Raw genomic sequence first — 21,694 nt, 5'->3', positions numbered from 1 at the left:
TCATGGTGGAAATCATCCGTATGCCCGCGATCCTCGCCGGCGCCGAGGAAGCGGCCGTCCAGGCGTGGCTCGTCGCCGCGGGCGAGACCATCGCACAGAATCAGCCGATCGCCGAGATCGAGACCGACAAGGCGAGCGTCGAAATGCTCTCGGAAGTCGCCGGAGTGGTCGGCCGACTCCTGGTGCCCCAGGGCGACAGCGTCGCGGTGGGCGATCCGATCTTCGTGATGCTCGCCCCCGGCGACACCGAGAAGGACATCGACACCGCGCTCGCCGCGATCGGGCTGGGGGCGCCGGCATCGCCCCCGCCATCAGAGCCGGAACCGGCGAGCGCCGTCCCGACGATCGCATCGACGGCCTTGTCGGATAAGACGCGCGCGCTCGCCGCGGAGCGGAGCGACGAGGTCGAGACACGCCGACTCGTCGCAACTCCCATTGTTCGCCGGCTCGCCGCTCAGCACGGCGTAGCGTTGAGCGATGTGCAGGGGACCGGCCCGCACGGCCGGATCGTGCGACGCGACTTCGACGCTCATCTTGCACACCTGACGGCGGCTCCCTCCGCCGCTCCAGCACAGGAACTCTCCGATGCGACCCCCGCAGCGGCAACGCCGAGCAGTGGAGCGGCTTACGAGGACATCCCCCTCGATCGGATGCGCAAGGCGATCGCCCGCCGCCTCACCGAGAGCAAGTCCACGGTGCCGCACTTCTACCTCGTGGCCGACTGCCGCGTGGACGCATTGATGGCCCTGCGTGCGACGGTGAATGAGACGGCGAGCCGCAAGATCTCGGTCAACGACTTCGTGGTGAAGGCCGTCGGTGCGGCTCTCATGGAGGTCACGCAGGCGAACGCGACGTGGAACGGCGACAGCATCCGCCAGTTCTCGTCCGCTGATGTCTCGGTCGCGGTCGCCTCGGAAGGCGGCCTGACAACCCCGGTCCTGCGCGGCATCGAACGCATGTCCCTGACGGAGGTGAGCGCGACCATCGCCGAGATGGCCGAGCGCGCACGCGCAGGGCGGCTCAAGCAGCACGAGCTCGAAGGAGGCAGCTTCTCGGTCTCCAATCTCGGGATGTACGGCACGTCGCAGTTCACCGCCATCCTCAACCCGCCGCAGGCGGGAATCCTCGCGGTCGGGGCCGCGCGGTCGGTGCCGGTGATCGACGCGGACGGGGCGCTTGCGACCGGGAAGGTCATGACCGTGACCCTCTCGGCTGACCATCGCGTGCTCGACGGGGCGGTCGCGGCCCAGTGGCTCGCCGCCTTCCAGCGACGCATCGAGAACCCTCTCACCATCCTGATCTGACCTGAGGAAAGAAGACGACCATGGCAATCATGCGAAGTGTCAACCCCACCACCGGGGAGGAGCTGGCGACGTTCGAGCACGACAGCGACGATGTCGTCGAGCAGAAGCTGGCCGCCGCCAGCGCCGCCGTGCCCCAGCTCAATGCGGCAGGGTGGGCACGACGAGCCGAACTCATGAACGCCGCCGCCGATCTACTGGAAGCAGACCTCGAGCAGGTCGCGGCGATGATCACCGACGAGATGGGCAAGCCCATCGCACAATCGCGTGGGGAGGTGACGAAGTCCGTCTACGCCATGCGCTACTACGCGGAGAACGCCGAAGCCTTCCTCAGCGGACGCACCCTCAACGACCCCTCCGCCGTCGGAGCGACCCGGGCTGGCACGCGCTTCGACCCGCTCGGCGTCGTCCTCGCCGTCATGCCGTGGAACTACCCCATCTGGCAGGTCGTACGCTTCGCCGCACCGGCTCTGATGGCGGGGAACGCCGGCGTCTTGAAGCACGCCTCGAATGTGCCGCAGGCCGCGGTATACCTCGGCCGCCTCTTCACCCGGGCTGGGTTCCCCGAAGGCTCTTTCTCAACCCTGCTCATCGGTGCCGGACGGGTTGAGGGCGTGATCCGGGACCCGCGCGTGTCTGCCGTCACCCTGACCGGTTCGGAGCCGGCAGGGCGTTCGGTCGCGTCGATCGCGGGAGACGTGTTGAAGAAGGTCGTGCTCGAACTCGGCGGATCCGATCCATTCATCGTGATGCCCTCCGCCGACCTCGATGCCGCCGCGGAGACGGCCGTGAAAGCCCGCACCACCAACAACGGCCAGGCCTGCATCAACGCGAAGCGCTTCATCGTGCACACCGACGCATACGCCGCGTTCGCCGAGAAGTTCGCCCAGAAGATGGCACAGCTGAGGATCGGTGATCCGCAGGATGCGAGCACCGACATCGGCCCCCTGGCCACTTCCTCGGGCCGCGACGACATCGTCGAGCTCGTCGACGATGCCCGGGAGAAGGGCGCGAGCATCATCGTGGGCGGCTCCTTCGATGACAGCGCCGACGGCTGGTTCTACCCGCCGACCGTGATCGCGGGGATCACCCCCGAGATGCGCCTGTTCGAGGAGGAGGCCTTCGGACCGGTCGCGAGCCTGTATGAGGCGGCTTCGCTCGAAGACGCTCTGGCGATCGCCAATAGTCTGGACTTCGGCCTGGGCTCGGCGTTCTGGAGCTCGGACGAAGCGGAGATCGACCACGCCATCAAGGCGATCGAGTCCGGCGCCGTCTTCGTCAACGGCATGACGATCTCCTATCCCGAGCTGCCCTTCGGAGGCATCAAGCGCTCCGGTTACGGCCGCGAGCTTTCCGCCGAGGGTATCCGGGAGTTCTGCAATCTCAAGACCGTGTGGGTCGCTTGACCCACCACGCGGCGTGAGGAGCTCACCCGCGAGCGCCCACGCCGCAAGACGGCCCCGTGGAGAAATCCGCGGGGCCGTCTTGCGTGTCCCGGACGAAGCAGCTCGGCGACACGAGAAGGCCCTCGGGGCGGTCGGCGTCTCCGTCGCCGCCCCGAGGGCCTTCCCCTGACGATCAGAAGGGCTGGACGTTGTCCTCGATGCCGAAGAGGAACTTGCCGTAGACCTCGGCGCCGATCTCCGGGTGCACCAGAGCGTGACGGCTCGCCGTCTCGCTGTTGCGCCAGAAACGCTGTAGAGGATTGATCTCGGCGAAGCTGAAAGCCCCGGCGATGCTGAGGCAGCGGTTGATCGACTTGCGCACGAGCGCTGCCGCCTGGCCGTTGTCCATACGAGTCCTGGCACGCTCCTCCACCGTCATCGGACGACGGTCGCGAGCGGCGGAATCGATGGTCGCGACGCTGCGCGTGACGAGCAGGTACGCCTGGTCGGCCTCGGACTGTGCCTTCGCAAGCTCGATCTGGTGCACGACCGAGTTCTTCGCGTGCTGGTACACGGAGTACGTGATCGGCTTCTCACCGACGCTGCGGGCGATCTCGATGGCGCCGCGCGCCATGCCGATCTGCGCCGCGCTCAGCACGATCTCCGCGACGGGAACGAAGGAGGCGTTGTAGTTGTCCTCCTCAGCCCACTCCCGAGGGTACTGCTCGGTTGCCAGGTCGCCGATCGGCACGATCCGGTGCTCGGGGATGAAGATGTCCTCGACGAAGACAGTGTTCGAGCCCGTTGCGCGCATGCCCGCCACGTACCAAGTGTCCCTGATGTTCGAGTCCACGCGCGGGATCAGAACGAGCGAGTTCACGGCGAGCCCGTTCTCGTCCTCGCTGGTGCGTACCGGAACGATCGACCAGTCCGCGTGCAGCGAACCGGTCGAGTAGCCCCACTCACCGGTGAGGCGGATGCCGCCTTCGACGTGCTCGACCTTCTTGGTGGAGTTCGCCTGCATGAAGGGGCCGCCGGGCGAAAGGACTGCGGCGACGGATGCGCGGGGGTTCGCACCGAAGACGTCATCCTGAGCCTGTTCGGGGAAAAGAGTGGCGAACCACGTGGACGAGTTCAGCAGCGCTGAAACCCAACCAGTCGCTCCGTCAGCCTGCCCGACAGCCGCGACGGTGTCGATGAAGGTGCGGAAGTTTCCGCCGAGACCGCCCCAGCGCTTCGGGATCGAGATGTGCAGAAGCCCGGCATCCCGCATCGCTGTGATGACCTCATCCGAGACACGGCGGTTCTCCTCACCCTGCTGGGCGTACTCGCGGATCAGAGGCTGCAGTGTCTGCGCCTTCGCGATAATCTCGTAGTCGGGGCCGGGGGCGCCGAAAAAGGCGTCCATGACTGGCGCTTCTTGAACTGAACTGCTCACTGTCGCTCTCCTTCGATGACTCTGGCCTGAAGCCTGCACGTTACTGCAATCGTTTGCTTCTGAAGATGATGCTATACGGCGGACGAGGACTTTTGTGTTTCAGTTTTGAAAACTTCAGGCTCGCGGACGCACAGCGAGGAGCCGAGCGGGACCACCGGGCTGCCGGACGTCGACCTGCACCGGCACGCAGAGGAAAGCATCCGATTGGGCGATGCTACCGACGTTGCGCCACGATACAACGTCCATTGCACCGGCGGTGCCCCACCAGGCCAGAGCCGCGCCGACGTCGCCGATCGGAGCCCGCCTCGGAGTCGCTATCGGGTTCTCCCGAAGATGCTCCCGCGGCACCACCACAAGGATTCACCCGGGTGCGGGAGGGGACCAGACCTAGCTCAGACTGCGGCGATCGCGTCAATCTCGATCACGGCTCCGTTGTACAGTGAGTGCACTCCGACAGCGGTGCTTGCCGGAAGTCGATCAGGATCGAGAATCGAATCGCGCACTCGGCGGTACGCCTGCAGCTTGGCCTCGTCGAGATGCTTGATGTAGACGTTCACCCTCACGAGGTCATCGAATGTCGCACCACCTCGATGCAAAGCTTCTCTCAGTGCTTCGAAGGTCAGTTTGATGGATTCCTCGTCGTTTCCTGGGTGCGGCGCGTAGACCCCCGACACGTAGAGGAGCCCGGTGGTCGTGTCCAGGACACTGTCGGAGATCCCGGGGACCACCGGAGCAGGAATGCGTATTAGCCGATCAGAAGGCAAGCTCTCTCCACTCACTCAGGACGACGGTGCTGCCGGAAACGCTCAAGAGTGCGGCTTCACGCTGCAGCCCCTTCGATGACGTTACCGTCTCATTAAGACTATTGCAATCGTTTGTAGATGTGGGTACACCTGGGTTAACTGCACAAGCGCGCAGCATCGACAGCTCTCACACGAAGCCCGAACCCGAGAAGGACACCACGAATGAGCGAACGCAAGACCGACTACTCTATTTACTCCCTTGAGTTCTGCCAGGGCACGATGCCCCATGACTTCTTCGGAGGTTCAGGCCTCTACAGCAACGCAGGGACGGTGCGCATCCCGATGCTGTACACCCTCCTCATCGGCGGGGAGGTCGGGGGCAAGCAGCACGTCGCCCTCGTGGACTGCGGCTTCCGCGATGACTACTGGCTCGACCGCTACCCGTTCCAGAGCTGGGAGAGCCCCGCCGAGGTCCTCGCCAAGGTCGACCTAACCCCCGAGGACATCGACATCATCCTCGTCTCTCACATGCACTTCGACCACATGGGCAACTTCGAAGCATTCCCCAATGCGCAGCTCTATGTGCAATTCGACGAGTACGTGGGCTGGTCCGAAGCGGTGAACCTCGCGAATCAGATGCCGAGCGACGCCGACCGCGCATGGATCTTCTCCTCATTCGACCCCACCGATCTGACTCGCGCAGCCAAAGGCATCGCGGACGGCCGCATCCGCTTCGTCAACGGCGATGAGGAACTCCTCCCCGGAGTCACCGCACGCCTGGCACGAGACTCCCACACCTTCGGATCCCAGTGGTTCAAAGTCGAGACCCAGAGCGGCCCCTTCGTCGTCGCCGGAGACACCGTCTACTGGTACTCCAACGTCGAGAAGATGTGGACCCCCGGCTACGGCCAAGGTAACGACTTCAACCTCATCCGGCTATACAAGACCCTCAAAGAAGAACTCAAAGAGGAAACCAGCCGCATCATCCCCGGCCATGATGTCGACATTGTCAATCGCTACAAGTCCTGGACCACTGACAGCGGCAACTACGTCATCGAGGTCAACACACGCGAGAACGAGGCCTCCCGCGCCCCCGCCGACGCAGGCATCCTCCTGACCTGATCCGACAGACGAGGTAGACCGCGCTTGCACCCGACAACGAGTGCAAGCGCGGTTCCGTCGTCAGCGTCGAGAGCGTTTCGGAACGCGCGACGCCGCTTTCAATCCGACGTTTCGGATCAGGTATCCGGAAGAACTTCTCGGAGACATCGATGCGATCCACCCGACGCTCGCCAGGCTCGACCGCGCCTCAGTCCGACGTGAAGTTCGCGACCTCGTCAGTGAGGCGGTGTCCGCGCTTGGCTGCGTCACGTCGAGCCTTGATAACGCTCGCCACGGTCGATACTGCCATGGCTGCAACGATGACGCCGAGCGACGTCCAGGTGTTGATCTCGGGCGCCCAGTCGATGTGCTCGCCGCCGTTGAGGAACGGGAGCTCGTTGACGTGCATGGCGTGGAAGACGAGCTTGACGCCGATGAAGGCGAGGATGAACGCGATGCCGTACTTGAGGTACTCGAGCCGTTCGAGCAGACCTCCGAGGAGGAAGTACAGCTGGCGCAGACCCATGAGCGCGAAGACGTTGGCGGTGAAGACGATGAACGGGCTCTGGGTGATTCCGAAGATCGCGGGGATGGAGTCGAGCGCGAAGAGGAGGTCGGTGGTGCCGATGGCGATGAGGACGATGAGCATCGGTGTGAAGTGCTTGTGGCCGTTCTCGGTCACCTTCAGCTTGATGCCGTTGTACGTGTCGGTGATCCGGATGCGCTTGCGCAGCGCGCGGACGATGAAGCTGTCCAAGTCGTCATCTTCGTGGTCACGCAACTGCTGGATAGCGGTCCAGACGAGCCACGCTCCGAAGATGTAGAAGATCCAGGAGAAGTTATCGATGAGTTGTGCGCCCAGGAGGATGAAGATGCCTCGCAGGAGCAGCGCGATGATGATGCCAATCATCAGCACTTCCTGCTGATTCTTCTTCGGCACGGAGAAGCGAGCCATGATGATGACGAACACGAACAGGTTGTCGATGGACAGGCTGTACTCGGTCAACCATCCTGCGAGGAACTGCCCTGCCCATTCACCGCCCGCGAAGTTGAGCATCAGCAGGGCGAACACGAGGGCAAGACCGACGTACAGGCTCACCCACAGCGTGGCTTCCTTCATGGATGGTACGTGCGGGCGTCGAACGACGATGAGCAGGTCGATGATGAGGATCGCGACGAGCGCGACCATCGAACCAATCTCGAAGAGAGGGGGCAGTTCAGGCATCGGAATGCTCCTTGTGGTGGCACGCGACTATGCGGGGAGGGTCTCGGCCAGCACGCGCTCGCGCGCGGGGATCACGATGGGATGGATGCCGGCCATACGTTCGAGGACGCGCACGACCTGGCAGCTGTAGCCGTATTCGTTGTCGTACCAGACGTAGAGGGTGAGGTTGACTCCGTCAGCGACGGTCGCGAGCCCGTCGACGATGCCGGCGCGGTGGGAGCCGACGAAGTCGGTCGACACGATCTCCGGCGATTCGACGTAGTCGATCTGCTGGCGCAGGGGCGAGTGCAATGACACTCGGCGCAGGTAGTCGTTGACCTCGTCGCGAGTGACCGCACGCTGCAGCGTGAGGTTGAGGATGGCGAGGGACACATCTGGAGTGGGCACACGGATGCTGGAGCCGGTGAGCTTTCCTTCCAGCTGAGGAAGTGCTTTCGCGACAGCCTTCGCGGCGCCCGTCTCGGTGATGACCATGTTCAGCACCGCGGAACGTCCTCGTCGGTCGCCCTTGTGGAAGTTGTCGATGAGGTTCTGGTCGTTCGTGAACGAGTGGACGGTCTCGACGTGGCCACGCGCGACACCGTAGGCATCGTCGAGCGCTTTCAGCACAGGGGTGATGGCGTTCGTCGTGCAGGACGCTGCGGACAGGATCCGGTCGGTGGAGTGGATCGTGTCGTCGTTGATGCCGTGGACGATGTTCTTCAACGGGGTCTTGCCGGGCGCAGTGAGCAGAACCCGGGATACGCCGGGACTGCGGAGATGCTGCATCAGGCCCTCTTCGTCACGCCAGCGGCCGGTGTTATCCACGACGACCGCGTCGTGGATGCCGTAGCTGGTGTAGTCGGTGGCGGCGGGGTCGTCGGAGTAGATGACCTGCACGCGCACACCATTGGCGATGAGGACGTTGGCCTCGTGGTCTACGGAGACGGACCCGGAGAACGGGCCGTGGACGGAGTCGCGCAAGAGGAGGCTGGCGCGCTTGTCGAGGTCGTTGCCCGATCCGCGGCGCACGACGATGGCGCGAAGCCGCAGTCCGTGTCCGTTGCCGGCCTGGGCGATGAGGATGCGGGCGAGCAGTCTGCCGATTCGGCCGAATCCGTAGAGGACAACGTCCGTGCTTCCGGCTTCGGTGTCAGGGATCTCAGCGAACAGCGCACTGAGGACGTCAGCCTCAGACGCCGCGACTGCGGCGGCGACACGGGCGATGTCTATCGAGGACGGCGCCGGTGCTGCGGCGAGGAGAGCCTCGAGGACGGAGGCAGTCTGCTCCAGAGCGATGGCGGGGTGGCCCATGTCGGCCGCTCGGTCGTGCGCGGCGATGACCCCGGTGGCGGAGAGGTTGATGAGGTGGTGACCGTGGATGGATGTCACCACTCCGTGGTCCCGGTACAGCTTCCCGATGAGGGGAATGAGGTTCTCGGCGAGCTCTTCGCGACGCACCCAGCTGTCGCGGTGGGAGTCGAAGGCGGATTCGGTCACGGCTGTTCTCTCGGTTTGGCGTCAGTCGATGCTGAGGCGGAAGGCGTGTGCGAGTTCTCTGATGCGTTGCGCGCGTCCGAGGCGCGGAAGGTCGCTGCCGTCGCGGACGACACCTCCCCGGTCATCGAAGTCGGCGAGAAAGTCGCGGGCCCAGATCACGTCGGAGCGCGAGGGGCTGAAGGCCTCGTTGACGACGGTGGGCTGCGCATCAGAGAGGCAGAGCTTGCCCGTCATCCCGAGTGCCACTCCGACCGCGGATTGCTCGCGCAGGGGCGCGTGTCCCGGGGTGACAGTGGGACCGTCGATGGGGCCTGGTAGCCCACCGATGCGGGATGCGATGACCAGGCGAGACCGCGGATAGGCCATGGCGAGGTCGTCGGCGCTGGCTCCCGTGTCGCGGCGGTAGTCGCCGCTGCCGAAGGCGAGTCGGGCCGCGCCTTCGGCCCGTGCGATGCCGACTGCCTCTTCGATGCCGAGTGCGGACTCGATGAGGGCGATGACGGGCGTCTCCCCGCCGAGACCTATGAATGTCTCCGTCACAGCCGTGGCCGACTCGACTTTCGCGAGGACGACGCCGCGGAGCCCTCGGAAACCTTTCAGCTCCGCGACGTCGTCGGCCCAGAACGGGCTCTCGTGATTGTTGATGCGCACCCAGGCGCTGTTGTCCGAGAGCCAGCTGGCGACATCCTGACGCGCGTCGTCCTTGAACGACTCATCGACGGCGTCCTCGATGTCGAGGACGATCTCGTCAGCGTCGCCCTCGGCAGCGACCTGGAACCTGCCAGTGTCCCGCGCGGAGACAAGGAGCCAGGATCGGGCGAGGTCGCTGCCGAGAGAGGTGCTGTCGAGAATGTCAGTCATGAGCGTCGTCAGAGGTCGGGATCAGAAGGCGGCGAGGACGTTGCGAAGGTGCTCGACCTGCGGGGTGCCATCGACGTGCGGGCCGATGAGTTCGCGCCACGCCAGGAACGCACCCGATTCGCGGAAGGTGACCATGTGGTCGTCGATGGACTCCCAGCCGACGAAGAGGCGGTACACGGTCGGCTTCTCCTCGGACGATTCGAGCCGGAACGTGCGGGCTCCGTGCGCCCGCTGGAACAGCGGCGCCGCCTGCGCGACGGCCTCCTCGAACTGCTGCTGGTGCCCGTCGATGACGGTGATGGTGGCCATCTCCGTCACGATTCGCACTGCGCCCGCTGCGGCGTCTGCCGACTCGGCGTCGACACGTCCGTACTCTCCGGACTCCGTGAGCGTGCGGGTCGCGTCGAGCGATCCATAGGTCCACAGGATCCGCATCTCCTCCGTTTCCGAGGAGTTCTCGAAGTGGTGGGGAATGTTCGCGGGCACGAAGGTGGTGTCGTACGTGTTCAGGGCGGTGCGTTCGCCGTTGATGTCGACGACGGCGGTGCCCTTGATGACCATGACGGACTCGGCCACGTTGTGGATGTGGTGTCCGATGGCCGCGCCGGGCTCGAATATGGTCACGCCGTTGAGGTAGGTCGTGCCGCCCCGGGAGGCGGTGACCAGTGGAACCGTCTTCGCCCCTCCTCCACGGTTCTTCGAGGGGAGCTCGTCCGGGCGGAAGACGTGCGTGGGCTGGGAGGTGATGTCGTTCGTAGCGGTCATCGGGTCACTCGCCGATCTTCTCGGCGACCGTCGGAGCCGGGGTCTTCGCCGGTCCGATCCACACCGTCTTGATGTTCACGAACTCGCGCAGCCCGTAGTCGCCGAGCTCGCGGCCGTATCCCGATGCCTTGATGCCACCGAAAGGCAGGCGGGCGTCGGAGGCCACCATGCCGTTGACGAACACGGCGCCGGCGTCGATCTGTCGCGTCAGCTTACGAGCAAGGTCGAGGTCCTGGGTCCACAGCGCCGCGCCCAGACCAAACTCGGTGTCGTTTGCCAGTTCGACGGCGTGGTCCGCGTTCTTCGCGCGGATGATGGCGGCGACGGGGCCGAAGGTCTCCTCTTCGAACGCGGTGTCCCCCGGCTCAACGTAGTCGATGACGGTCGGCGGGTAGAAGTAGCCGGGGCCGTCAAGCGGTGCGCCACCGAGCTTGAGGACGGTGCGTCCGTGCTCGAGTGTGCGCAGAACCTGGTCGTGGAGCTCGTCGCGGAGGTTGCCGCGGGCCATCGGCCCGATGTTGGTGTCATCCTCGAACGGGTCACCGATCTTCAGCGCTGCGGCGTGCTCGACGAATGCTGCCACGAACTCGTCGGCAACAGCGTCCTCGACGATGAAGCGCTTGGCGTTCACGCAGCTCTGTCCGACGTTGGTGAAGCGCGCCTTGACCGCAACCTTCGCAGCCTCGGCGATGTCGGCGCCTTCGAGAACGATGAACGGGTCGGACCCGCCGAGCTCGAGCACCTGCTTCTTCAGGGCCTTGCCCGCCTGGGAGGCGACGATGCGACCGACCTCGGTCGAACCGGTGAGGGTCACGGCGGCGATGCGGTCGTCTTCAATGAGGGCGGCGACGCGGTTCGACTCGATGAGCACCGTGGTGCAGAGGCCCTCAGGCGCGCCGGCTTTGCGCACGATCTCTTCCACGGCGACAGCGGCCGCCGGCACGTTGTTCGCGTGTTTCAGGAACGGTGCGTTACCGGCAGCGAGGGCGGGAGCGGCGAACCGGAAGAACTGCCAGAACGGGTAGTTCCACGGCATGATGGCGAGGACCACACCGAGCGGGTCGAAGACGACCGCGCTCTCAGTGGCGTTCGAGGCGATGCGCTCGTTCGCGAGGAACTTCGGCGCCTGCTCGGCGTAGTAGTCGAGGGTGACGGCGCACTTCTCGACCTCGGCGCGGGCCTCGACGATGGGCTTGCCCATCTCCCGGGTGATGATCTGCGCGTACTCTTCCTTGCCTTCGCGCAGCACCTCTGCGATGCGACGGAGCAGCGCGGTGCGGTCCTCGATGGACGTGCGACGCCAGCTCTTCTGCGCGGCGACGGCCGCGTCGAGCTTCTGCTCGAGCTGCTCGGGCGTGTGAAGCTCGAACGTGGCGACAGTCTCTTCCGTTGCCGGGTTGACCGAACTGATGACCATGATTGTGCCTTTCTTAGAACGAGCGTCAGAACAGGGGGTAAGCGAACAGGCCGCCGACGACGAGCATCACCAGGGCGACGATGGTGCCGCGCCAGATGACCTTCTTGAAGTGCTCGCCGAGGTTGACGTTGGCCAGACCGATGAGAAGAAGGAACGACGCCACCAGGGGGCTCGACTGGTGCAGTGCCTGACCCACCAGAGATGCGCGTGCCATCTCGACCGGCTCAATGCCGAAGTGGGTCGCCGTCTCAGCGAGAATCGGCAGAACACCGAAGTAGTACGCGTCGTTGGTCATGATGAAGGTCAGTGGAATACTGAGGATTCCAGCGATAGTCGCCATGAACGGCCCCAGCGCCGGCGGGATGATGTCAACGAGCCAACCGGCCATCGCCTCGACCATTCCGGTGCCGCTCATGATGCCGGTGAGGACCGAGGCCGCGAACACCATGCCGACGACGGAGATGACCGACGAGGCGTGCGCCTTGAGCTGTGCGGACTGCTCCTGCACACGGGGGAAGTTCACGACCAGCGCGGTTGCCGCGGCAATCATGAAGATGACGACGGGCTCGGTGACATCCATCACGAGGACGGTCATGACTGCAAGGGTGAGGATCAGGTTGAACCAGATCAGACGCGGACGTGCGTTCGGTCGGTCAAGCAGCTGCGTCCCGTCCTCGTTGGTCGGAACGGCGAAGTTGTTGGTCAGCACGACGGACGAGTCCCAGTCGCCACCGTTCGCCGCGGCCTTGCGCGTTGCGCGGTCGGCCGAGGAGTGCTTCAGCTCCACCCCGATATCCGCCTTCTTGAGGAAGCCGGGCGACTCGGTCAGCACGAGCTCGCCGATGCGCTTCGTCTCACGCCGTCCGAGGAAGTAGGCGATGATGATCACCGTTGCGAGACCCGCGATGATGGACGGGATCATCGGAACGAAGATGTCGATGGGCGACACGTTCAGTGCTGCTGCGGCGCGCGCGGTGGATCCACCCCACGGGACGGTGTTGAGGACACCATTGGACATCGCCGCCACCACTGTGAGGATCACCGGGCTCATACCGAGTCGCAGGTAGATCGGCAAGAACGCCGAGGTCACGATGATGAAGGTCGTCGAACCGTCCCCGTCCAGCGACACGATGGAAGTCAGCAGCGCCGTGCCCACAACGAGGCGGGTGGGGTGATTGCCGACGAACTTCAGAATCAGTTTGATGAGCGGGTCGAACAGCCCGACGTCAATCATTGTGCCGAAGAAGATGATGGCGAAGAACAGAAGCCCTGCGGTCGGTGCGAGCTTGAGGAACGACTCGACGATCATGTCGCTGAGGCCGAGGCCAGCTCCCGTGAAGAGGCCAAAGATGATGGGAACCAGGATCAGGGTTGCAACCGGCGTGGCCTTCTTGGCCATCACCAGGTACATGAACACGGCGATCATCAGGAAGCCGAGTATCACGAGCATCGTCGCTCCTTTTGCATAGAGGGGAACCTTGCGCAGTCGAGCGCGTCCATACAGTTATACATGCAGGTATACCTGTTTGTAAACTAGGATGGATTCATGAGCTCCGAGGACAGCGTCTGGCGCGGCAAAGCAGAGCGCGCGTATGCGCAGTTGCGCTCCGACATCGAGACCGGCGTGCTCGCGCCAGGTCAGACGCTGTCGGAGATCGAACTGGTCGCGTACACCGGAGCGTCTCGCACGCCTGTCCGCGAGGCGATCCGGCGCCTCGCCGCTGAGGGGCTCGTGGACCTCGCTCCCCGTCGAGCACCTACGGTGTCCCGCATTTCCCTGCGGAGCGCACGGGCGCTTTTCGACTTCCGTCGCATCGTCGAGCCCATCGCGGTGCGGATGGTCACTCAGAAGGCTGCGGATAACCCCTCGCTCCGAGAGGCCTTCCTCCGCGTGCTCGATGCGTTCGCTTCCATCCGAGGCGTCGAGTACTCCCCCGAGTTCGCGGCGCGTTTCCGCGACGCTGCGGCGGAGTTCGACCGGCTCATCGCGGTGAATACGCCGAACGAGTACCTCGGACGCTCCATCGTGGACCTGCGGCCTCATAGCGCGAGACTGCGATATATCGCGCATGGAGACCTCTCGCGCCTGCAGGAATCCGTCGCCGAGCACATGAATATGTGCCATGCCATCGTCGACGGCAACGCCGACGCCGCGGCTGAGGCGATGACCACTCACCTCAACCACGTCGACCAGGCAATCTTCCGTCAGCTGATGACCGGCGACGCCGGCGAGCTCCTCGTCACCTAGACGGAACAGTCTCCGAGGCGCCGAACAAACGTCGCCCTTCAGTGATGGTCTGAGACCCAGGAACGATGGTCTCAGCGACCGCCTGCTTCCACGCCGCGTAGTGCGCCGCGGACCGGTGCTCGACGACGAACGCGTCCCTGTCGCGGTAGATCTCATAGAAGGCGAACCGCTGCTCGGCTGCGTCGAGCTCGATGACGTCGAAGTAGTAGCAGCCCGGCTCATCGCGGACGGTGGCATCCGCGTTCGCAGCGATTGCAGCACGGAACTCATCGAGCTTCCCCTCGATGACCTGTACTTCCACCCAAACCGAGTGCATGGCAACTCCTCAAACCTCGTGATGCGAACTTTCCGTAGGTAGTGTATACCTGTAGGTGTACACATCTCATCCTGACTGATCGGACGGGCAGACCAATGGACGCTCAGCCTTCCCTCGACGCGGCACCCACTCAGTTGGTGTCCCCGTCTTCGCTTCGGACCTTCGCAACGCGAATCCTCACGTCGCAGGGCGTACCCGATGCCGATGCCGCTTTGGTCGCAGATAGCTTGGTCGCGGCCGACGAGTGGGGCCATCAGTCGCACGGCGTGCTGCGTCTGCCCTGGTATCTCGAGCGATTGCGCACCGGAGCGATGAAGACGGTGACCGCACCGTCCACCGTTATTGACACCGGAGCCCTCGCCATCTACGACGGCCACGACGGCATCGGACAGGTGCTGACCGAGCACGCGCGGATCGAAGCGGTGCGCCGCGCTCGAGAGCACGGCATCGGTGCGGTCGGCGTGCGAAACTCCAACCACTTCGGCACCGCGATGTACTTCACCCGCCGCGCCGCCGCCGACGGCTGCGCAGCGATCCTCACGACGAACGCCTCGCCTGCCATGGCCCCATGGGGCGGTCGCGAGAAGCGTCTGGGCACCAACCCCTGGTCTATCGCAGCGCCCTACGGTGACCGCGTCGTCGCCGTAGACATCGCCAACACCGCTGTGGCGCGCGGGAAGATCTACCTCGCCCGCCAGAAGGGCGAACTCATCCCCGACAGTTGGGCACTCACCGAGGACGGCGCACGGACCACCGATGCGGCCGAGGCAGTCCACGGTGTCATCTTGCCGATGGCCGCGCACAAGGGTTACGCCATCACCTTCATGATGGATGTGCTGTCGGGCGCCCTGACGGGCAGCGCCGTCGGCACCGGAGTGCACGGCCCGTACGAGGCGGACAAGGCCAGCGGCGCCGGCCACCTCTTCCTCGCCATCGACGTGAACGCTACCGGTGACCCCGAGGGATATGCAGAGCGCGTCTCCCACCTCGTCGACGAGGTGAAGAGCACTCCGCTCGCGCAGGACGCGAACGAGATCTTCTACCCCGGCGAAGTGGAGGACCGCTCTGCTGCTCGGGTGGCAGAGGCCGGCGGTCTGCAGCTTCCGGAGCAGACGATCCTGGACCTGCAGCTCATTGCGGACGAGCAGGGAGTGGAGTTCACCCTGTAGTTCTCCGCACCCACACTCGTGGGCCCCTCGCACTCCCTGGCGAGGGGCCCACGTTATGTTCGGAGTGGTCAACGGTGCGACAACGCCTCGACGACATGGCGGGTGAACTCCGCAGTACCGAGTGCTCCGCCGATGTCGCCCGTACGCGTCTGCGGGTTGCTGAGCACACGATCCACAGCGGCCTCAATGGCCCCCGCGGCATCCTGCAGTGCAACCGAGCCGTCCTGTCTGCCGCGCCAGTCCAGAAGCATCGCCGCGGACAGGATGAGCGAAGTCGGGTTGGCGATTCCGCGACCCGCGATATCGGGCGCGGAGCCGTGCTGCGCCTGCGCGACGGCGATGTCGTCGCCCACGTTCAGGGAACCACCCAGGCCCAGGCTGCCGGACAGTTCGGACGCTTCATCCGAGAGAATGTCGCCGAACATGTTCGTCGTCACGATGACGTCGAAGTGGTCGGGCCGCTTGATGAGCGCCGCGGCCGCCGCATCGACGATGAGTTCAGTGAGCTCGACGTCCGGGTACTCCTCAGCGACCTTGCGAACCTCGCGGAGGAACAGCCCGTCGGAGAGCTTCACGACGTTGGCCTTGTGGACGGCCGTGACCTTGTTGTTGCGGCGTTGAGCGATCTCGAACGCCGCACGTGCAACGCGTGACGATGCACGCGCCGTCACCTTCCGGATGCTGAAGGCGCTGTCGGGATCGGGCATGAATTCGCCGGATCCGGCGAACATGTTCCTGTCGGAGTAGAACCCCTCGGTGTTCTCGCGCACGAGGACTAGGTCCATCGGCGTCCGCAGAATGCTCATGTCCGCTCGCGACCGGCACGGCCGGACATTGGCGAACAGATCGAACTGCACGCGGAGTTCCGCCGAGGGGTTGAATCCGCCCTCGTGCTTGGCCGGGTACTCGTAGTGCGATACCGGGCCGAGGATGACTCCGTCCGCTTGGGGAACTCGCTTGAGGACGTCGGCCGGCAACGTCGTGCCGACCTCCGCGAGGCTCTTCAGGCCGATGTCGGCGCTTTCGATCTCGAAGGTCACGTCGTGGGTGCGCTCGACGGCGCGGAGCACTTCGAGGGTGGACTCGGTGATCTCTGGCCCGATGCCGTCTCCGGGCAGTACAAGGATGTGCATGGGGTCCTCTCAGGGGGTGGTCTTGTCGCCGGCGGACGCCTTGGCAGCCACCTTCGCCTCGCGGCGGGCGGTGCGCTTGTCGACGGTGCGAAGCGTGGAGGTGGCGAAGCCCGCGTCGACCTCATCCAGACCGACCTCGGCCGCGGTGCGGCGCTCCCAGCGCTTCAGGAAGAAGGGAACGATGGCGACGAGGATGACGAGCACGTAGCAGGCGATGGAGAACGGCGAGTGGATGAGCGCGAGTGCGTCGCCGTCCGAGATCGCCAATGCACGTCGAAGCTGCTGCTCAGCGACCGGGCCGAGGATCACACCGATGATGAGTGGTGCGATGGGGAAGCCATACTGCCGCATGAAGTAGCCCAGGATGCCGACGACCAAGAGGACGAAGACGTCGAACACGGACCCTTTGAGGCTGTACGCACCGAGCAGGGCGAAGATGATGATCCCCGCGTAGAGGTACGGAGTCGGGATCCGGAGCACCTTCACCCAGAGCCCGACGAGCGGGAGGTTGATGATGAGGAGCATCAGGTTTCCGATGAGGAGCGCTGCGACAAGACCCCAGACGAGCTCGGGCTGCGTCTCCAGCAGTCGCGGCCCCGGCTGGATGCCGTACTGCTGGAACGCAACGAGGATCACCGCGGCCGTGGCTGTTGTCGGCAGCCCGAGCGCGAGCAGCGGCATGAGAGCACCTGCGGCATTGGCATTGTTGGCCGCCTCGGGGCCGGCGACACCCTCGATGGCACCGTGTCCGAACTCCTCCTTGTGCCGGGAAAGGCGCTTCTCTGCCGCGTACGACAGGAAGGTCGGGACCTCGGACCCTCCGACCGGGACTGCGCCGAGGGGCCAGCCGATGAGCGTGCCGCGGAGCCACGCAGGCCAGGAGCGCTTCCAGTCTTCGCGGGTCATCCAGTGCTTGCCCTTGTTGATGGCCATGATCTGCGGCTTGCCCTTGCGCATCTTGGCCGCGAGGTAGACCGCTTCACCGAGCGCGAAGAGTCCGACGATGATGACGATGGAGCTGACGCCATCGAGTAGGCGAGGGATCCCGAAGGTGAACCGTGCGACGCCGCTCTGAGCGTCGAAGCCGATGAGGCCGATGACCAGACCGATGCTGACACTGACAAATCCGCGGGCGGGCGAGGCTCCCAGGAGCGCTCCGACCGTCATGAACGCGACCACGATGAGGGCGAGATAGTCCGCTGGGCCGAGGAGGATCGCGACATCGACGACGTAGGGGGCGACGAACGCGAGCAAAACGGTGGCGATGGTTCCAGCGACGAACGATCCGATGGCGGCAGTCGCGAGGGCTGCTGCCGCGCGCCCGGTCCTTGCCATCTTGTTGCCTTCGACGGCTGTCATCATCGACCCGGACTCGCCTGGAGTGTTCAGGAGGATGGATGTGGTTGAGCCACCGTACATCGCGCCGTAATAGATGCCAGCGAACATGATGAACGCCGCTTCCGGGGCGACCGTATAGGTCAGGGGCAGGAGCAGAGCGATGGTGAGCGCGGGTCCGATGCCGGGGAGAACACCGACGAAGGTTCCCGCGAGGACGCCGAGGAATGCGAAGAGCAGGTTCCCCGGAGTCAGCGCGACGGCGAAGCCGTCGATGAGTCCTTGCAAGCCTTCCATGATGGGACTTTCAGAAGAGGCCTTCGAACGGTCCGAGGGGTAGGTAGATACCCAGCACCTCGGTGAACAGAAGGAAGATGAGCACGGGGAGAACGACGGAGACGACGGTCATGAGCCACCAGCGCCGAGCACCGAAGGTCAGCAGCAGGCCGAACATGCACAGCGGCGCAGCGATGAGGTAGCCGAGCGGGTCCAGCAGGACGCCGAAGGCGATGACCGAGGCGACCAGGAGCGCGACGCGACCGAAGTGGAACTTCTGCGTCGGGTCGGCGAGCTCGGACTCTTCCGGGGACGCGGAGCGGCCACGCAGGATCTCGAGCAGAGTCCAGGCTGCAGCGACCGTGAGCAGGCCGCCGGCGAAGTACGGCATGAACCGGGGGCCGACGTTGCTCGCGGCAACAGGGATCGGAATCGCCGCCGTCTCGATGAGAACGAAGATGCCGAGGACAAGGAGGAGCCCGGCGAACGCGAGCTCCCCCTTGCTCTGAATCGAGAGCTTCATACCAGCCCGAGGTCCGCCAGCAGCTGCTGTGTCTGCTCCTGGACGGACGTCAGCTCGGTACCGAAGTCGTCACTGCCCAGCCACTCGTCGCTCCAGCCGTTGGTCTCGAGGACCTCTTTCCAGCTGTCGGACTTCACGACGTCTTCGAACAGCGCCTCGAGCGTCGCGCGGTCCTCGTCGCTGATCCCAGGAGGGGCGAAGACTCCACGCCAGTTCACAAGGGCGGAGTCGGGGTAACCGGCGTCAGCGATGGTGGGAGCGTCAGGTGCGATCTCCAGCGGCTCGGCGGACGCCGTCGCGAGGATGCGAAGGTCGCCATTCTCGATGGCGTCGGCGAACTCGCCGTAACCGGAGATGCCCGCCGCGACCTGGTTCCCGAGAAGAGCGATGAGCGCTTCCCCGCCACCGGAGAACGTGACGAAGTTCACGTCCGTGGCCTCGAGGCCTGCGTCCTGAGCGAGCATGCCGCCCCACATGTGGTCATACCCGCCCTGGTTGCCGATGGCGATGGGGTTCTTGCCCGGGTCGTCCGCCAGCGCGTCGAAGAAGTCTTGAAGCGTCTCGTGCGGGCTTGCGGCCGGCACGACGATGACGTCGTACTCGCCGATGAGGCGGGCGATGGGCGTCAGCTCTTCGAGCGTGTTCGGGGCGTTGTTCGTGATGGTGGCGCCGACGAGCGACAGTCCGCCGATCATCAGTTCATCCGGATCGGTCTTGGTCACGAACTCCGCCAGTGCCACGGTGCCGCCGGCGCCTTCCGTGTTGGAGACCTGGACGCGGGAGACGAGGTCTTCGCCCTTGAGCGTGGCCTCGATGGCGCGGGCGGTCTGGTCGTAGCCGCTGCCAGGACCGGACGGCGCGTCGATGGATACGCCTTGGCGCAGGATGTCGGGGGCTCCCCCGCCTCCCGCGCCGCCGCTGTTGCTGGCCGAGCAGGCGGTTGCGCCAAGGACGGCGGTAAGGGCGACTGCCGCGAGGGCGAGACGGACACTTCTCTTTCGGGTGAGCATCATCATTGATCTCCGCTGTGTGCGCAGTGCGTGCCGCTACTTTGCGGCGCCGACGCGATCTGCGTTGTCGGAAACGTAGCACTTCGTACATCTGTATACAACTATGCAACTGGTACAAGTATGCTGACGGCGGAGGTGGACATGGCGAACGCAACGATGCGGGGCTCGGGTAGTCATCTGGCGTACTCGGAGCTTCGTCGCAAGGTGCTCACACTCGAATTGCAGCCCGGCTCCCGACTCTCGGAGGAGAGCCTGGCGACGTCTTTGGGGGTGAGTCGCACGCCGCTGCGTGAGGCCGTGAGGCAACTCGTGTCGGAGAGCCTGCTCGAACGCCTCCCCACTGGCGGGCTCGTGGTGCCGCAGCTGAACCAGACCGAGATCTCAGAGCTGTATGACGTTCGCGCATCCCTCGAGTTGTTGATGGCTGGCGAAGCAGCGTCCCGTGCGACGGCTGCCGATATCGAAGAGTTGGAAGGGATCGTTGCCCGTAACGCCGCGATGGTCGATTTTCCGGACGACGCCATGCGATACGGCCAGGCGCTGCACAGTGCCCTTGCCGACATCGCCGGCAATGACTGGGCGGTGCGCCTTCACGCCCAGGTCTCCAGCCAGATGGAGCGTTATCGCCGGTTCACCAACCACAGCGCAGCCCGACGGCAGTCCGCTCTTGAACAGCATCGTGCACTGGTACGGCTTGTAGCTGACGGCGATGTCGAAGGCGCCCGCCGAATGGCCTTCCAGCACGTGATTGACGCGCGGGACGAGGCGCTGCGCGCTATCGGCGCGAATCTGGATTGATGAAGCCGTTCGGGCGTCTGTCGCTCGCGTCGCTTCTGCTGCATTCGGCGCTGATCCAGGCCGCCATCTTCCTCATCCGTCCTACCGCGTCGTATCGAGCGCTGGAGCTGGGGGCGCCGCCAGCGGCGCTCGGCGCGATCGGGGCAGCGTTCGCCGTGCTCCCTCTCCTCTTGGCCGTACCCGCGGGCCTTCTCGCTGACCGCATCGGCTCTCGGCCGATGATCCTCATGGGATCCGTCATCACACTTGGTGCGGCAGTGACATTCCTCTTCTGGGGCGGCGACCTCGTTGGCCTGATAGTCGCGACAGCGGTCCTCGGCGCCGGCCACCTGGCGTGTATCGTCGGCCAGCAGAGCGCGGTTGCCCACACCTCGCGAGGTGGGCGACTGGACTCGATGTTCGGCTACTACACGTTCATGGCTTCGCTTGGTCAGGCCGCCGGACCGTTGCTGATCCCGCTTGTCGGGGGCCACGGGCTTACGCCTTCGACGAACGCCCTGTTCAGCGCGGGAGTGTGCATCGCGGGTGCGCTCGTCGTCTTCGGTGCGCTGATGCGTAACGCGAAGTCCGAGAAGCCCTTGAACCGTGCCACCGACGGCAACACGTGGTCGATCCTCCGAACCCCAGGCGTCGCCCGTGCTATTGGCACGAGCGCGCTCATCGTCGCAGCCGTGGACCTCACCCTGGTCTACATCCCGGCGCTGGGCGTCGAACGGGAGATGACCGCCGCATCCGTCGGCGCGTTGCTCACCATCCGGGCGGTCGCGTCGATGGCGTCCAGACTGTTCCTCGGTCGTGCGGCCGCGCGCATCGGGCGAGCCCGGCTGATGGGGGTAAGCATCGCCATGGCCGCCATCTCGTTCCTGATCCTCGCCACCCCCGTGCCCGAGTGGGCGATCTTCGCCACGATGGTCACCCTCGGCCTCGGCCTCGGGGTCGGACAGCCGCTGACCATGTCCTGGGTGACGGAGCAGGTCCCACCCGGGCGTCGGGGAACAGCCCTTGCGGTGCGCCTCGCCGGGAACCGGTTGAGCCAGGTCGTGCTCCCGTCCGCAGTCGGATCTCTCGGCAGCATCGCGAGCGCCGGCGCCGTGCTGGGAGTGACGGGCTTGCTGTTGGTCGGCACTTTGGTGCTGATCGGGACCGTGCGTTTCGATGAAGACCCCTAGCT

20 protein-coding genes are annotated in these 21,694 nt (G+C 65.0%); 7 read left to right on the top strand and 13 right to left on the bottom strand.

Annotation, left to right across the window (positions count from 1 at the left end):
• The first annotated feature begins 2 nt into the window (after window positions 1-2).
• Entirely contained in the window at window positions 3-1,304 is a 1,302-nt protein-coding gene (locus tag MRBLWO14_RS12235; protein WP_341933434.1) for a dihydrolipoamide acetyltransferase family protein, read from the top strand.
• Between the two features lie 20 nt (window positions 1,305-1,324).
• Entirely contained in the window at window positions 1,325-2,707 is a 1,383-nt protein-coding gene (locus MRBLWO14_RS12230) for an aldehyde dehydrogenase family protein (RefSeq protein ID WP_341933433.1), read from the top strand.
• Window positions 2,708-2,879: 172 nt separating this feature from the next.
• Here MRBLWO14_RS12230 and MRBLWO14_RS12225 read toward each other — a convergent pair whose 3' ends face one another.
• On the bottom strand, window positions 2,880-4,094 hold the full coding sequence (locus tag MRBLWO14_RS12225; protein WP_341933432.1) for an acyl-CoA dehydrogenase family protein: 1,215 nt from the start codon (window positions 4,092-4,094) through the stop codon (window positions 2,880-2,882).
• A gap of 422 nt (window positions 4,095-4,516) precedes the next feature.
• Entirely contained in the window at window positions 4,517-4,852 is a 336-nt protein-coding gene (locus tag MRBLWO14_RS12220; RefSeq protein WP_341933431.1) for a RidA family protein, read from the bottom strand.
• A gap of 237 nt (window positions 4,853-5,089) precedes the next feature.
• Between MRBLWO14_RS12220 and MRBLWO14_RS12215 the strand changes: the two genes are divergently transcribed.
• Window positions 5,090-5,989, top strand: a complete 900-nt coding sequence (locus tag MRBLWO14_RS12215) for an N-acyl homoserine lactonase family protein (protein ID WP_341933430.1) — start codon at window positions 5,090-5,092, stop codon at window positions 5,987-5,989.
• Window positions 5,990-6,176: 187 nt separating this feature from the next.
• Here MRBLWO14_RS12215 and MRBLWO14_RS12210 read toward each other — a convergent pair whose 3' ends face one another.
• The 6 genes from MRBLWO14_RS12210 to MRBLWO14_RS12185 are packed head-to-tail and all read right to left on the bottom strand — an operon-like array spanning window position 6,177 to window position 13,165.
• Window positions 6,177-7,193, bottom strand: a complete 1,017-nt coding sequence (locus tag MRBLWO14_RS12210; protein WP_341933429.1) for a TerC family protein — start codon at window positions 7,191-7,193, stop codon at window positions 6,177-6,179.
• Between the two features lie 27 nt (window positions 7,194-7,220).
• Complete coding sequence (locus tag MRBLWO14_RS12205; protein WP_341933428.1) at window positions 7,221-8,672, bottom strand: glyceraldehyde-3-phosphate dehydrogenase; 1,452 nt, start codon at window positions 8,670-8,672, stop codon at window positions 7,221-7,223.
• 21 nt (window positions 8,673-8,693) lie between these two features.
• Window positions 8,694-9,533, bottom strand: coding sequence for an aldolase/citrate lyase family protein (locus MRBLWO14_RS12200; protein WP_341933427.1), 840 nt, complete (start codon window positions 9,531-9,533; stop codon window positions 8,694-8,696).
• A 21-nt stretch (window positions 9,534-9,554) separates the two neighbouring features.
• The gene (locus MRBLWO14_RS12195; RefSeq protein WP_341933426.1) at window positions 9,555-10,298 is read right to left on the bottom strand and encodes a cupin domain-containing protein; all 744 of its coding nucleotides are present in this window, start codon (window positions 10,296-10,298) and stop codon (window positions 9,555-9,557) included.
• A gap of 4 nt (window positions 10,299-10,302) precedes the next feature.
• Window positions 10,303-11,715, bottom strand: a complete 1,413-nt coding sequence (locus MRBLWO14_RS12190; RefSeq protein WP_341933425.1) for an NAD-dependent succinate-semialdehyde dehydrogenase — start codon at window positions 11,713-11,715, stop codon at window positions 10,303-10,305.
• A 25-nt stretch (window positions 11,716-11,740) separates the two neighbouring features.
• Window positions 11,741-13,165 (bottom strand): SLC13 family permease, encoded by a 1,425-nt coding sequence (locus MRBLWO14_RS12185; protein WP_341933424.1) that lies wholly within the window; start codon window positions 13,163-13,165, stop codon window positions 11,741-11,743.
• A gap of 96 nt (window positions 13,166-13,261) precedes the next feature.
• Between MRBLWO14_RS12185 and MRBLWO14_RS12180 the strand changes: the two genes are divergently transcribed.
• Window positions 13,262-13,963 carry a GntR family transcriptional regulator gene (locus MRBLWO14_RS12180; RefSeq protein ID WP_341933423.1) on the top strand — a complete coding sequence of 234 codons (702 nt, stop codon included), beginning with the start codon at window positions 13,262-13,264 and terminating at the stop codon, window positions 13,961-13,963.
• Here the strand turns inward: MRBLWO14_RS12180 and MRBLWO14_RS12175 are convergent.
• Complete coding sequence (locus MRBLWO14_RS12175) at window positions 13,956-14,279, bottom strand: antibiotic biosynthesis monooxygenase (RefSeq protein WP_341933422.1); 324 nt, start codon at window positions 14,277-14,279, stop codon at window positions 13,956-13,958. The two genes, MRBLWO14_RS12180 and MRBLWO14_RS12175, sit on opposite strands and share 8 nt — an antisense overlap.
• A 95-nt stretch (window positions 14,280-14,374) precedes the next feature.
• On the opposite strand from MRBLWO14_RS12175, the gene MRBLWO14_RS12170 reads away from it, so the two are divergent.
• Window positions 14,375-15,448 carry an Ldh family oxidoreductase gene (locus MRBLWO14_RS12170; protein ID WP_341933421.1) on the top strand — a complete coding sequence of 358 codons (1,074 nt, stop codon included), beginning with the start codon at window positions 14,375-14,377 and terminating at the stop codon, window positions 15,446-15,448.
• Between the two features lie 68 nt (window positions 15,449-15,516).
• Here MRBLWO14_RS12170 and MRBLWO14_RS12165 read toward each other — a convergent pair whose 3' ends face one another.
• The 4 genes from MRBLWO14_RS12165 to MRBLWO14_RS12150 are packed head-to-tail and all read right to left on the bottom strand — an operon-like array spanning window position 15,517 to window position 19,728.
• Window positions 15,517-16,581, bottom strand: a complete 1,065-nt coding sequence (locus tag MRBLWO14_RS12165) for an isocitrate/isopropylmalate dehydrogenase family protein (RefSeq protein ID WP_341933420.1) — start codon at window positions 16,579-16,581, stop codon at window positions 15,517-15,519.
• 9 nt (window positions 16,582-16,590) lie between these two features.
• Window positions 16,591-18,213 (bottom strand): tripartite tricarboxylate transporter permease, encoded by a 1,623-nt coding sequence (locus MRBLWO14_RS12160; protein WP_341933419.1) that lies wholly within the window; start codon window positions 18,211-18,213, stop codon window positions 16,591-16,593.
• 10 nt (window positions 18,214-18,223) lie between these two features.
• Window positions 18,224-18,715: a tripartite tricarboxylate transporter TctB family protein gene (locus MRBLWO14_RS12155; protein ID WP_341933418.1), complete on the bottom strand. Its 492-nt coding sequence runs from the start codon at window positions 18,713-18,715 to the stop codon at window positions 18,224-18,226.
• The gene (locus MRBLWO14_RS12150) at window positions 18,712-19,728 is read right to left on the bottom strand and encodes a tripartite tricarboxylate transporter substrate binding protein (protein ID WP_341933417.1); all 1,017 of its coding nucleotides are present in this window, start codon (window positions 19,726-19,728) and stop codon (window positions 18,712-18,714) included. Before MRBLWO14_RS12150 ends, MRBLWO14_RS12155 begins: the two co-directional genes overlap by 4 nt.
• Window positions 19,729-19,866: 138 nt before the next feature.
• On the opposite strand from MRBLWO14_RS12150, the gene MRBLWO14_RS12145 reads away from it, so the two are divergent.
• Both MRBLWO14_RS12145 and MRBLWO14_RS12140 read left to right on the top strand, forming a co-directional pair.
• Complete coding sequence (locus tag MRBLWO14_RS12145) at window positions 19,867-20,523, top strand: GntR family transcriptional regulator (RefSeq protein WP_341933416.1); 657 nt, start codon at window positions 19,867-19,869, stop codon at window positions 20,521-20,523.
• The gene (locus tag MRBLWO14_RS12140) at window positions 20,523-21,692 is read left to right on the top strand and encodes an MFS transporter (RefSeq protein WP_341933415.1); all 1,170 of its coding nucleotides are present in this window, start codon (window positions 20,523-20,525) and stop codon (window positions 21,690-21,692) included. The genes MRBLWO14_RS12145 and MRBLWO14_RS12140 overlap by 1 nt, the downstream gene beginning before the upstream one ends.
• Window positions 21,693-21,694: the final 2 nt, after the last annotated feature.

The organism is Microbacterium sp. LWO14-1.2 (assembly GCF_038397715.1).
In the GTDB taxonomy this organism is placed as follows: domain Bacteria; phylum Actinomycetota; class Actinomycetes; order Actinomycetales; family Microbacteriaceae; genus Microbacterium.
Note: the sequence above shows the minus strand (reverse complement) of the source record. Positions and strands in the feature narration are given on the sequence as shown.